14 protein-coding genes are annotated in these 12858 nt (G+C 55.9%); 5 read left to right on the forward strand and 9 right to left on the reverse strand.

The window, feature by feature from the left end:
- Positions 1–30: 30 nt before the first annotated feature.
- From lon to AC2FEB_RS03140, 4 genes are all read right to left on the reverse strand, one after another.
- Positions 31–2439, reverse strand: a complete 2409-nt coding sequence (gene lon, locus AC2FEB_RS03125; protein ID WP_299896761.1) for an endopeptidase La — start codon at positions 2437–2439, stop codon at positions 31–33.
- Between the two features lie 223 nt (positions 2440–2662).
- Positions 2663–3070 (reverse strand): DUF6636 domain-containing protein, encoded by a 408-nt coding sequence (locus AC2FEB_RS03130; protein WP_496672119.1) that lies wholly within the window; start codon positions 3068–3070, stop codon positions 2663–2665.
- A gap of 92 nt (positions 3071–3162) precedes the next feature.
- Positions 3163–4293 carry a tRNA guanosine(34) transglycosylase Tgt gene (tgt, locus tag AC2FEB_RS03135; RefSeq protein WP_496672116.1) on the reverse strand — a complete coding sequence of 377 codons (1131 nt, stop codon included), beginning with the start codon at positions 4291–4293 and terminating at the stop codon, positions 3163–3165.
- 63 nt (positions 4294–4356) lie between these two features.
- The gene (locus AC2FEB_RS03140; protein ID WP_496672113.1) at positions 4357–5268 is read right to left on the reverse strand and encodes a nucleoside hydrolase; all 912 of its coding nucleotides are present in this window, start codon (positions 5266–5268) and stop codon (positions 4357–4359) included.
- Positions 5269–5443: 175 nt separating this feature from the next.
- On the opposite strand from AC2FEB_RS03140, the gene AC2FEB_RS03145 reads away from it, so the two are divergent.
- From AC2FEB_RS03145 to AC2FEB_RS03155, 3 genes are all read left to right on the forward strand, one after another.
- Positions 5444–6334, forward strand: coding sequence for an SPFH domain-containing protein (locus AC2FEB_RS03145; RefSeq protein WP_299643197.1), 891 nt, complete (start codon positions 5444–5446; stop codon positions 6332–6334).
- On the forward strand, positions 6334–6612 hold the full coding sequence (locus tag AC2FEB_RS03150; RefSeq protein WP_117872770.1) for an NfeD family protein: 279 nt from the start codon (positions 6334–6336) through the stop codon (positions 6610–6612). Before AC2FEB_RS03145 ends, AC2FEB_RS03150 begins: the two co-directional genes overlap by 1 nt.
- A 94-nt stretch (positions 6613–6706) precedes the next feature.
- Positions 6707–7069: an SUF system Fe-S cluster assembly protein gene (locus AC2FEB_RS03155; protein ID WP_117869086.1), complete on the forward strand. Its 363-nt coding sequence runs from the start codon at positions 6707–6709 to the stop codon at positions 7067–7069.
- A gap of 224 nt (positions 7070–7293) precedes the next feature.
- On the opposite strand, the gene AC2FEB_RS03160 is transcribed toward AC2FEB_RS03155, so the two are convergent.
- Positions 7294–7563 carry a hypothetical protein gene (locus AC2FEB_RS03160; RefSeq protein ID WP_496672110.1) on the reverse strand — a complete coding sequence of 90 codons (270 nt, stop codon included), beginning with the start codon at positions 7561–7563 and terminating at the stop codon, positions 7294–7296.
- A gap of 289 nt (positions 7564–7852) precedes the next feature.
- Here AC2FEB_RS03160 and AC2FEB_RS03165 point away from each other — a divergent pair, with 289 nt between their 5' ends.
- Positions 7853–8218 carry a HesB/IscA family protein gene (locus tag AC2FEB_RS03165; RefSeq protein ID WP_117869088.1) on the forward strand — a complete coding sequence of 122 codons (366 nt, stop codon included), beginning with the start codon at positions 7853–7855 and terminating at the stop codon, positions 8216–8218.
- Between the two features lie 149 nt (positions 8219–8367).
- A complete protein-coding gene (gene tpiA / locus AC2FEB_RS03170) occupies positions 8368–9117 on the forward strand; it encodes a triose-phosphate isomerase (RefSeq protein ID WP_117869089.1) in 750 nt (249 codons plus the stop codon).
- Positions 9118–9214: 97 nt separating this feature from the next.
- On the opposite strand, the gene AC2FEB_RS03175 is transcribed toward tpiA, so the two are convergent.
- The 4 genes from AC2FEB_RS03175 to AC2FEB_RS03190 form a co-directional block, all read right to left on the reverse strand.
- Positions 9215–9526 carry a DMT family transporter gene (locus tag AC2FEB_RS03175; protein WP_117869090.1) on the reverse strand — a complete coding sequence of 104 codons (312 nt, stop codon included), beginning with the start codon at positions 9524–9526 and terminating at the stop codon, positions 9215–9217.
- A gap of 153 nt (positions 9527–9679) precedes the next feature.
- Complete coding sequence (locus AC2FEB_RS03180) at positions 9680–11056, reverse strand: TRAP transporter large permease (protein ID WP_299896738.1); 1377 nt, start codon at positions 11054–11056, stop codon at positions 9680–9682.
- Positions 11056–11733: a TRAP transporter small permease gene (locus AC2FEB_RS03185; protein WP_299896735.1), complete on the reverse strand. Its 678-nt coding sequence runs from the start codon at positions 11731–11733 to the stop codon at positions 11056–11058. The genes AC2FEB_RS03180 and AC2FEB_RS03185 overlap by 1 nt, the downstream gene beginning before the upstream one ends.
- Positions 11734–11844: 111 nt before the next feature.
- Positions 11845–12846: a DctP family TRAP transporter solute-binding subunit gene (locus AC2FEB_RS03190; RefSeq protein WP_117869093.1), complete on the reverse strand. Its 1002-nt coding sequence runs from the start codon at positions 12844–12846 to the stop codon at positions 11845–11847.
- Between the last annotated feature and the right edge of the window lie 12 nt (positions 12847–12858).

Below are 12858 nucleotides of genomic sequence, written 5' to 3' on the forward strand. Positions count from 1 at the left end.
CCGCCTTTTTCATTCATCCAACCTGTCTGCTCAATGTGCAGTGGCTGATGGCACCGTCGCGTCAGAAGAGGCCGCTGCCGCTGCAGCGGCCTCCTCGGCCGCTTCGTCCCATTCAATAGGTTCCGGTGTACGAACCAGAGAATGCTCAAGAACCTCCGAGACGTGCTTGACCGGGATGATCTTCAATCCCTCCTTCACATTGTCAGGGATATCCGCCAGATCCTTTTCGTTTTCTTCCGGGATCAGGACCGTCTTGATACCACCGCGCAGCGCAGCCAGCAGTTTTTCTTTCAAACCCCCAATCGGCATTGCGTTCCCGCGCAACGAGACCTCGCCCGTCATGGCGATGTCCTTACGAACAGGAATACCTGTCAGAACCGACACGATGGATGTCACCATCGCCAGACCCGCCGACGGACCATCCTTGGGCGTTGCGCCATCGGGCACGTGCACGTGGATGTCGATCTTGTCGAACTGCGGCGGCTTCACTCCGATCTTGGGAGAAATCGACCGCACATAAGACGAAGCCGCATCGATGGACTCTTTCATCACATCGCCCAGCTTACCGGTTGTCTTCATCCTACCCTTACCGGGCAGCTTCAGTGCCTCGATATGCAGCAGATCGCCCCCAACCGAGGTCCAGGCCAAACCGGTCACGACACCAACCTGATCGTCCTGCTCGGCCAGACCGTAACGGAACTTTGGCACACCCAGGAACTCATCAAGGTTTTCAGGCGTGACCGTAACGGTTTCCGCCTCTTTCTTGATGATCTTGGTCAGCGACTTCCGTGCCACCTTGGCGATTTCACGCTCGAGGTTCCGCACACCAGCCTCGCGGGTATAGGTGCGGATTATCTTTTGCAGCGCCTCATCGGTCAGTTCAAATTCCTTGGCTTTCAGACCATGGTTTTTGACCTGCTTGGCGATCAGGTGTTGCTTGGCGATCTCTCTTTTTTCGTCCTCGGTATAGCCGGCCAGAGGAATGATCTCCATCCGGTCCAGCAGTGGCCCTGGCATGTTGTAGCTGTTGGACGTGGTCAGGAACATCACGTTGGACAGGTCATATTCGACCTCAAGGTAGTGATCCATGAACGTGCTGTTTTGCTCCGGGTCCAACACTTCCAGCATCGCCGAAGCCGGATCACCACGGAAATCCTGCCCCATCTTGTCGATCTCATCGAGCAGAATGAGAGGGTTCGTGGTTTTCGCCTTTTTCAGCGCCTGAATGATCTTCCCGGGCATCGACCCGATATATGTCCGGCGGTGCCCCCTGATCTCGGATTCGTCACGTACGCCACCCAGGCTGATACGAATGAATTCGCGCCCGGTCGCCCGCGCAACGGACTTACCAAGCGAGGTTTTACCCACGCCCGGAGGGCCCACGAGGCACATGATCGGGCCTTTCAGCTTTTTCGAACGCTGCTGAACGGCCAGATATTCAACGATCCGCTCCTTGACCTTCTCAAGGCCGTAGTGATCGGCATCCAGAATGTCTTGCGCGCGCGCCAGGTCCTTTTTGACGCGGGATTTGGTACCCCACGGCAAAGACAGAATCCAGTCCAGATAGTTGCGTACAACCGTGGCTTCGGCCGACATGGGCGACATGTTCTTGAGCTTCTTCAGCTCGCCTTCCACCTTTTCCAGCGCTTCCTTCGACAGCTTGGTCTCAGCGATTTTGGCTTCCAGCTCCGCAATTTCATTGCTGCCATCCTCGCCATCGCCAAGCTCTTTCTGAATGGCCTTCATCTGCTCATTCAGATAGTACTCTCGCTGGGTCTTCTCCATCTGGGATTTGACACGGGTCTTGATCTTTTTCTCGACCTGCAAAACCGACATTTCGCCCTGCATCAGGCCATAGACTTTTTCAAGCCGCTCGCTGACGCTGAGCGTTTCCAGCAGGTCCTGCTTTTGTTCGACCTCGATGCCCAGATGGCCCGACACAAGGTCGGCCAGTTTTGCCGGCTCGGTGGTTTCACCCACCGCCGTCAGCGCTTCTTCGGGGATGTTCTTACGCACCTTGGCATAGCGTTCGAACTCGTCCGCGACGGTGCGCAACAGGGCTTCGGTCGTGGTAACGTCTCCCGGAATCTCGGTCAGATATTCCGACCGCGCTTCGAAAAACTCTTCGTTTTCAAGAAACTCGGTGATCTGTACGCGCGCTTGCCCTTCGACAAGCACCTTGACGGTGCCATCGGGCAGTTTCAGCAGTTGCAGCACATTGGCCAGAACGCCGGACCGGTAAATACCGTCCTCATCCGGGTCATCGACGCCCGGATCAATCTGGCTGGACAACAGGATTTGTTTGTCGTCCTGCATCACCTCTTCCAGCGCGCGGACGGATTTGTCTCGGCCCACGAAGAGCGGCACGATCATATGCGGGAACACCACAATATCGCGCAGCGGCAGAACGGGGTATGAGGAGTTCAGAGGCTCTTGCATGCTCTATCCTTATCGTTGGCAAGATGGCGCTTGTCCCTCATCGAGGCAACATCCGGCCATCTCCTGTCTTGGACGATAAAGGTGGGGCCTCATCGCCCTTTTTCAACCTTACCGCCATGTAATGTGTCTCAGCATGAACCGAGGTTTTCGGGACTGCAAGATGTCCCGGGGACATATCCACCGAAATTAGTGTGACATGCGTATGCAATGCGCAATTCCAGGGTCAGAACACCCGCTGCACCGCCCGAGACAGAAAAAACCCGTGGCCGTCCCGGTTGCGACATTCCAGACCTTTTGTGGAAGAGCTGCAGGTAAATCCTCCGAACCGACCGGTGACGCCGTATTCCGCACGGTCGAATCCGTCCTGGTTCCGATTTAGCGGCTGGCACAGTATTTCCACAGGGCCGGTATCGAACATCAGGAAGTCATGCCCCCAGTCAGTTTGACAATTCGCGGGGCGTGGCATCGCTGGTGGGCCGTATTTTTCAATAATCGTGCACTGGATGTCCGATGAATCCGCGCTTTCTCCCACCGAACATTGAATGTTTTCGGATGGGGTTTCAAAAGTCCAGACGTCTGAAATTGCAGGGGTGGCGCAAAAAACCACTGCGCCGAGGAAAAAGCGAAACATGAAAAACTCTCCGGGTCGCGAACGAAAATGGCATTGCTTGAAGTGGTTTCAGGATACCGAAAAACCACGCAAATGTCACCCGAATGGACCGGTTACAGGGGCTCGACATCGCCCTGCGCGCGTTGCGCATGGAACTCGGCCTGCCACGCATCAAAGGTGCCCTCAGAAATCGCGTCCCGCATGCCCTGCATGATTTCCTGAAAGTAATGAAGGTTGTGCCAGGTCAGCAACATACCCGAGATCATCTCGTTGGCGCGGAACACATGGTGCAGGTAGGCGCGTGAGTAATTTGCGCAGGCCGGGCATGAACATTTCTCATCCAGCGGGCGCGGATCGTCTGCATGGCGCGCGTTCTTGATGTTCACGACGCCATAGCGGGTGAACACCTGACCGGTACGACCTGAACGGGACGGCAAGACGCAATCCATCATGTCGATCCCTCGCGCCACTGCTCCGACTATATCATCCGGCTTGCCAACGCCCATCAGGTAACGCGGCTTGTCCACGGGCAGGAAATCGGGGGCATAATCGAGGCAGTCAAACATGGCCTCCTGCCCCTCGCCCACAGCCAAGCCGCCCACGGCGTAGCCTTCGAAGCCAATATTCTTCAACGCCTCGGCGCTTTCTTCACGCAGGTCCTGCTCAAGACCACCCTGCATGATACCGAACAGGGCATGCCCCGGGCGATCCCCGAATACGTCACGGGACCGCTTTGCCCAACGCATCGACAAACGCATGGATTCAGCGATCCGGTCACGATCTGCGGGCAACGCGGGGCATTCGTCGAAGCACATCACGATGTCGGAACCAAGAAGGCGTTGAATTTCCATTGACCGTTCAGGTGTCAGCTCGTGTGTCGACCCATCGATATGGGATTTGAAGGTCACACCCTTTTCGGTCAGCTTGCGCAAACCGGCCAACGACATGACCTGAAACCCCCCCGAGTCCGTCAGAATGGGACGGTCCCAGTTCATGAATTTGTGTAACCCGCCGAGACGATCAATCCGTTCGGCCGTGGGACGCAGCATAAGATGATAGGTATTGCCCAGCAGAATATCGGCCCCTGTGGCACGGACGCTTTCGGGCATCATCGCCTTGACTGTCGCCGCGGTACCAACTGGCATGAAGGCAGGTGTACGCACTTCGCCACGCGGTGTGTTGATAACACCGGTACGGGCCTTGCCGTCTGCCGCCTTGAGCTCGAAAGAGAATTGCTGGGTCATGTCATCGCCTCGGATCGCCGAACCGGGCAGGATTTGCCCGATCCGATCGGTCTTTGCAACCCGTCAGGGCAAGGACGCAACACGTTTGGTAAACAGACGCACGACCCCTGCCCCATCCACATCGCGACAAACACGAACCACTGGACGATCCGGGTCAGGTTGCGTCGCACCCATCCGATCGCCTTCCGTCACAACACGCAGCCCGGTTTCGACCATGTCGAACATCGCTCCGTGCGAGCAGGCGATCACAGCGGTTGAATCATGCAGGCCGCATCCTTCCAATCCGCCGATTTCTTTGTAGAATTTCAGGTAGAAGCGAGAGATGTCTCGCAGAAAAGATCCCATGTCGGGCGATTTTTGCGCCAAGGCTTCGAAATCCGCAGTCTCGTACAGCGTCTTCAGGGTAACGTCCAAACCAACCAGAACCGTTTCGGGCGGAGCGGAAAAGACCTCGTCTGCTGCAAGGGCATCATGATATATATTGGCTTCGGCATGTTCGGTGATGTTGCCCGAGCAGTACACGGCACCGCCCATGATCACCAACCGGCCAAGATTACCGGCAAATTCCGGGTCCAACCGCATTGCGTTGGCAATGTTGGTCAGCGGTCCGACCGCACACAGGACCAACTCTTCTTTATACATCCGGGCCTTCTCAACCAGGAACTCTGCGGCCGGAAGATCGTGGTTTAATCCTAACTCGGGGACCTCGGTGAAATCGCCGAACCCTTCCGGGCCATGCACATGTTCAGACGGTGCATGACTATCAGTCCCCAGCGGGAATGAGGCCCCTTCTGCAACCGGAAGGTTCAGACCCAGCTTATCCAGCAAGAACCGGGCATTGCGGCTGGACTGGTGAATATGTGTGTTGCCGAACACCGTGGTCAGGCCGATCAGGTCAAATTCAGACGCAGCGGCGGCATAGGCGATCGCCATGGCATCGTCGATGCCTGGATCCGTATCGATAATCAATTTCATCCCCGCGCGATACCGCAAACAAGCCGGGATGCAAAGCAGTCACAGCAGTTCAGTTCAATGCTAAATTCCCATATTGAGGCGTTTGCATCTGGCGGTTTTCCCTCCATACCAGAGTTGAAATCCCGCGGCTCAATCCCTACATGTATACCATTGTACACAATAAAAAGAGGACAGAATGACCGAAGATCAGATCATCGGACTGCTTTCGTCAAACATCATTTACCTGCTGGCCGCCGTGCTGGTGGTCATCGTTATTCTCAAGGGCATCAAGATCGTTCCGCAATCCGAAAAATATGTTGTAGAACGGTTTGGAAGACTGCATTCGGTGCTTGGCCCTGGCATCAATTTCATTGTTCCGTTTCTGGACGTCGCCCGCCACAAGATCTCGATCCTCGAACGGCAGTTGCCGAATGCGACGCAAGACGCGATCACCAAGGATAACGTTCTGGTGCAGATCGACACCTCTGTTTTTTACCGCATTCTCGAGCCGGAAAAGACAGTCTATCGAATCCGCGATGTTGATGGTGCGATTGCAACCACCGTTGCTGGTATCGTTCGCGCCGAGATCGGCAAAATGGATCTGGACGAGGTACAGTCGAACCGCGCCCAGTTGATCACACGCATTCAGGAAAGCGTCGAAACTGCTGTGGATGACTGGGGGATTGAAGTCACCCGGGCCGAAATTCTGGATGTAAATCTGGATCAGGCCACCCGCGATGCCATGCTGCAACAGCTGAACGCGGAACGTGCCCGCCGCGCGCAGGTGACCGAAGCCGAAGGTCAGAAACGTGCCGTCGAATTGCACGCTGATGCCGAGCTGTACGCGGCAGAACAAACCGCCAAGGCACGACGCATTCAGGCCGAGGCCGAGGCATACGCGACAGGCGTCGTCGCCAAGGCCATTCAGGACAATGGCATCCAAGCTGCCCAGTATCAGGTTGCGTTGAAGCAAGTTGAAGCCCTTAATGCGCTGGGCAACGGATCTGGAAAGCAGACAATCGTCGTACCCGCCAACGCACTTGAAGCCTTTGGCGATGCGTTCAAAATGCTCAAAGGAGGTAGATGATGGCTGATCCCTTTTGGCTGACCTGGTGGATCTGGCTGGCAGCCGCGCTGGCACTGGGGATCCTGGAAATCGTTCTGCCCGGGTTCATCTTTCTGGGCTTTGCGATCGGAGCCGCGATCACCGGTCTTATCCTCGTCATCCCCGGTATGACAATGTCGTTGCATGTTCTCGCGCTGATCTTCGCAGTGCTTTCGTTGATCGCATGGCTTGTCCTGCGCAAGCTCTTCGCCTTGCCCCACGGCCAGGTCAAAACCTTCACCCATGACATCAATGACTAAGACATAGTGACGCTCACCCGAGCGTCACTCCCCTACTGGACGCTGTTGCAGGTATTCCCTATATAATCACTCAGGCAACTGACCCGAGGCAAAGATGACTCACCCGAGCGAACAGTTTGAAGGCACCCCGCTTATTGCGCCGTCAACGATTGAACACCCGCTTTACGAGGCCGTGGTCGAAGCGTGCCGCACAGTTTATGACCCTGAAATTCCGGTCAACATCTACGACCTGGGCCTGATCTATACGATCGACATTGCAGCGGACAACGCAGTGAAGGTCATCATGACCCTGACGGCGCCCGGATGTCCGGTCGCGGGCGACATGCCCGGCTGGATTGTCGAGGCAATCGAACCCGTTGCAGGTGTCAAAGAAGTTGATGTCGAACTGACATGGGAGCCGCCCTGGGGAATGGAGATGATGTCGGATGAGGCCCGTCTGGAACTGGGCTTTATGTAGAACCCAGGCACTTCATCCCAGCCAACTGTCACGAAACATTAGTATTTTCGTCACGCATTCGTGCAGCACCTGTCACAATCCTGACAGATAATACCTGTGGTTGGCATTGAAGAATGCTGTATCGAAGGCTGGGTGTGTTATGACCGCCCCCCGGATTCCTGGCCCAATAACATGGACCGTTCTTGCCCGAGAACGGTCCTTTTTTTTCGCTCTCATAACGGCGGTCAATTCAGATTGCAGGTTTCCTTGATTTCAGCGGCTCTGGCGTCCAGTTGTTTGATGTAATCTCCCGACAGCATTTGCAGTCTTTTTTGCTCGGTACCAGTGACCAGCCCAAGCAGAGCGCCGGCAGGAGTGATGGCGGCAATGCTTTCCAGTTGCATGTCTTCCGCGTGTTTCTTTTCCGACGCAATGGCACGCAAATCCCCTTCTGCCGTTGCACAATTCACCGGATGCCGTTCAGATCCCGTCGTGGCCCAAGCTTGGACGGACATCACACACACGCTTACGGAAAAAAGTGCGGTCGCAAGAAGTTTTACTTTAACTTTCGACTCTAAATTATTCATATTTATACCACTTCATGTCATGATATTATTTCAGGCAGGGTTCCAAAACTTCATAAGATCGATGCTAACCCCGCCTCCCGTACCAAGGCAAGTTAACGGATCGGCGACCTGGAAACATTATGCTTAACAGCGAATTCACATTCTTTACACCACATTGCCTTGAGCCCGAGGGGCTTGGACCCTAGATTGGGTGTAACGCGCGACAACGGAGACTTACATGTTCGGCATCCCCGGCAAACAGGCTGTGACCATGACACCCAAAGCCGCAGAGCAGATTACCCGCCTGATGAATTCAGGCGGTCACGCTGGTTTGCGCATTGGTGTCAAGAAAGGCGGCTGTGCAGGCATGGAATACACCATGGAGTATGTCGATCAGGCAGATCCTCATGACGAAGTCGTCGAGCAGGATGGTGCACGCATCATGATTGCTCCAATGGCTCAGATGTTCCTGTTCGGAACCGAGATCGATTACGAAGTGTCGTTGTTGGAAGCCGGCTTCAAATTCAAGAACCCGAACGTCGTCGATGCCTGTGGCTGCGGAGAATCGATCAAGTTCGACGAAAACATCGCCCAACAAAGCTAAGCCCGCCTCACAACACGAAATCTGAGCGGCGCAAGAAGGCTCAATCGTTGATTTCTGCTCCCGAAATCATCCGTCGAGCAGAATTGTAAGATGGTCCCGACAATGCTATCCGCATCCCTAAATCACCGGATGATCAGGGAGATACCGATATGCGGCGGAAGCTGGCGGCTGGAAACTGGAAAATGAATGGGACCGGCGCTGAGCTGGGTGAGTTGAAGGCGCTGTCTCAGAGCCATCCCAAGGCATCGGTCGACATCCTGATTTGTCCCCCGGCCACATTGCTCAGCCGCGCATCAATTGCCGTTCAGGGAACTGCTATCTCTGTTGGTGGTCAGGACTGTCATGCAGCGAAATCCGGCGCGCATACCGGAGATATCAGTGCCGATATGCTGGTGGATGCCGGAGCAACATCGGTCATTCTGGGCCATTCCGAACGGCGCGTGGACCACGGCGAGCATGACGAAGATGTTCGGGCCAAAGCGCGTGCGGCGATGGATGCGGGCCTGAAGGCGATCATCTGCGTCGGCGAAAGCCTTGAGCAACGGGAGGCGGCCAATACACTCGACATCATTGGCGGCCAGATGTCCGGCTCGATTCCGGATCAGTCAACCGGCGAGAACCTGATCGTCGCGTATGAACCGATCTGGGCAATTGGCACCGGCAAAGTTCCGACATTGGAAGAAATCGGGGAAGTTCACGACTTCATGCGCGCCCGGCTGGAGCGTCGCTTTGGCGAAGGCGTGGGCCGTTCCGTCCGTCTGCTCTATGGTGGCTCGGTGAAGCCCGGCAATGCGGCGGACATCTTTGCAGTTTCCAATGTCGATGGCGCACTTGTAGGCGGCGCCAGCCTGAAGGCGTCAGAGTTTTCGGGCATCATTCAAGCGTTGGAAAGCGTCTGAACCCGGGCTTTGTTCCGCAATACCTTCGGCCAAAAAAACGGTCTTTTTTCATGTGTGTCCCGCTCCCTGACGACGCGCTCAGGCTTGGCCTAAGGCTTCAGGCCAGCTTCATCACCACAAGGCCTGTCACGATCAGAACCGCCGCAGCAAACCGTGCGGGCGTCAGTGCTTCACCCAAAAACAGAACGCCGACGCTGAACGCCCCCACTGCGCCGATCCCGGTCCAGATCGTGTAGGCGGTGCCCAACGGCAAATCGCGCATTGCCAGCGCCAACAGACCGAAAGAGCCTATCATCGAAACGCCCATCACGGCCGTTGGCCACAATCGGGTGAATCCGGCTGATTGCTTCATGGCAACCGCCCATACGATTTCCAGAAGACCGGCAAACAAAAGAAATATCCAGGGCATAAGGCAACCTCGTATCCGTTCGGGTCGTCCCGAATGATGTTTCAGAAAGGAGAGGTCGTCCTCTGAACCCCAGATAGGAACTCTGCACTTGGTTTCAAGACGCAAAAAAGCCGGGCGGTCGCAACCACCCGGCTTTGTTCATTGCCGGACCATCTAATTGGTTATTATTTCCGGTCCCATGAAGGTGTTTGGCAGAAAGGTCGATATCCACGGAATATACGTCACCATGATCAGGAAAACGAAGAGCACGGCCAGGAACGGCAGCGCCGCCCTCACAACACTCATCATCGGCATACCCGCAACGCCCGAGGTCACGAACAGGTTCAGACCAACCGGAGGTGTGATCATCCCGATTTCCATGTTCACCACCATGATGATACCCAGATGGATCGGATCAATGCCCAGCTCGATGGCAATCGGGAACACCAGAGGCGCAACGATCACCAACAGGCCCGACGGCTCCATGAACTGACCGCCGATCAGCAGGATCACGTTCACCACAATCAGGAAAGCGACCGGACCAAGGCCCGCCGACAGCATCGCTTCGGCAATATGTTGCGGTACTTGCTCGTCGGTCAGAACATGCTTGAGGATCAGCGCGTTGGCGATGACAAACAGCAGCGTGACAGTCAGTTTCCCAGCCTCAAACAGTGTATGCTTGGTGTCCGGATGGAAGAACGCTGTGATCAGCGCATAGGGTTTTTTGAGCAGCGGCAGATTCTGCGCACCTTCTTCCGTGCTCAACGGTCCCATGTCTTTGTACACAAAGCTGGCAATGAAGAACGCATAGACGGCAGCAACGGCAGCGGCTTCGGTCGGTGTAAAGATACCGCCATAAATACCACCCAGAATGATCACGATCAGGAACAGGCCCCAACCGGCCTCGCGGGCTGAGGTAAAGACCTCTCCCCAGCCTTTCCATTCGCCTTTGGGCAGGTTCTTTACCTTGGCCATGACATAGATGGTGATCATCAGCATCAGCCCTGCCATCAGACCGGGAATAACACCCGCAAGGAACATGCGTCCAACCGAGACCTCAACAGCTGCAGCATAAACGACCATCACGATGGACGGAGGGATCAGAATGCCCAACGTACCTGCGTTACAGATCACACCGGCGGCGAACTCCTTGGAGTAACCCACCTGACGCATTCCCGCGATGACGATCGAGCCGATGGCGACCACGGTCGCCGGGGATGACCCGGACAGTGCTGCGAACAGCATGCAGGCAAACACGCCGGCGATCGCAAGACCGCCGGGCAAATGCCCGACACAGGCGATTGAGAACCGGATGATCCGCCGTGCCACACCGCCGGTCGTCATGAAAGACGAGGCCAGAATGAAGAACGGGATCGCCAGAAGGGTAAAATGCCCTTCGAACGCCTCGAACAACGTACCCGCGACCGAGGCCAACGAACTATCAGAATAGATCAGCAGGAACAGTGTCGAGCTGAGGCCAAGCGCAACTGCAATCGGAACACCGATCAGCAACAGGCCAATGACCATCGAGAAAAGAAGAATGACGTCCATCAGTTGTGCTCTCCCTGCTGAGCGCGGACTTCTTCGATCTCGTCCTCGACTTCGTGGCTGGCGACAAGGCGATCCGTTTCACCACGCCAGATCTGAACGGCGACCTGGGCGAACCGGATCACCAGCAGCAGCATCGACACCGGCAGCACCAGATATGGCACCACCTTGGGAAGCTTTTCATAGCCTTCGCCATAGTTGATCAGATCTTCCAGAAACCGCAGCGGAGCGACCATTGGGATATCGTCCACTTCGTAGAAGCTCTGGCTGCGGGCGTCGAAATTGAACCCTGTCGGGAACCAGCGTCCGGATGTTGGCGGTAGATCCGCGAAGACGGCCCAGTAATCATAAGCGCCTTTCAGCAACAGCAACGAGAACACCAGGCAGCACCCCACAGCGATCAGCGCAAGAACGCGACGTGGCGCCGGGGCCAGCATGTTCAGGATTGCGTCCACGCCCAAATGAGAGTGTTTCTTGACCGCATACGAAGCGCCAAGCAGCACCAGCCAGCCGAAAGTGAATACAGTCAGCTCAAGCGCCCACAGGATATTGGAATTGAAAACAAACCGCGCGATCACGTTGGCAAATGTCACGACCGTCATCAGGCCCAACAACAACGCAATCAGGGTTTCTTCGATATGGTCGACCAGCCCGCCTTGGCCGGATTTCGCACCAGACATCTCTCTGTCCCCACAATTTTATTGATGAGAAGGGTTGGGGCGGGCTTGTTCAGCCCGCCCGGCCAGCGCGTCGATAACTCCCCAGTCCCCGGACGCGTGACCTTATCCGGATCAGAACCCGGCGTTGATTGCCTGCGCGGCGTCGATTTTGTCCTGACCGACGTCACCAGCGAACTGGTCCCAAACGGGTTTCATCGTATCAACCCAGGCCTGACGCTGTTCAGGGTTCAGTTCACGAATGATACCACCTGCGTCTGTAATCGACGCTTTGGCTGCTTCGTTCACGGAAAAGGCTTCTTTGTTTCGCGCCTCGGTCACTTCGGCCAGAATGGTCAGGAACTGATCGCGCACTTCCGGATCCAGGCTGTCCAACCAGTCCACAGAGGTTACAACCAGATAGTCGATGATGCCGTGGTTGGTTTCAGTGATGCCGTCCTGCACTTCGAAGAATTTCTTGCCATAGATATTCGACCAGGTGTTTTCCTGCCCATCCACAACACCCTGCTGCAGAGCGCCGTAAACTTCCGAGAACGCCATTTTCTGCGGGCTGCCACCGATGGCCTCCATCTGTGCCACCAGAACGTCCGAAGATTGTACACGGAACTTCAGGCCGTTAGCGTCCGACGGATCGAGCAGCGGCTTGTTCGCCGACATCTGCTTCATGCCGTTGTGCCAGAAGGCCAGCCCCTGCAAGCCACGGCGCTGCATGCTGTCCTTCATGGCCTGACCATCAGCCGAAGCCTGGAATGCATCCACAGCGTCGATGTTCTTGAACATGAACGGCAGGTCAAACAGGCGGAACTGCTTGGTGAACTTTTCGAACTTCGACAGCGAGGGTGCGGCCAGCTGAACGTCGCCCTGCAACATCGCCTCCAGCACCTTGTCGTCGTTGTAGAGGGTTGAGTTCGGATAGACCTCCACGCACATCACACCGTTCATCTCGTCGTTGACGCGCTGTTCCAGCAGCGATGCGGCGATGCCCTTGGGGTGTTTGTCGGTGTTGGTCACATGCGCGAACTTGACGACGATCTCACCATCGTCACAGGCTGCCAAACCTGCGGTGGCTGTGACTGTCAGCGCAAGAGCGGTTGCTGCCGTTGTCAGGAATTTCATCTGTCTTTTCCT

It is taken from the genome of Ruegeria sp. YTSC106, from assembly GCF_059609765.1.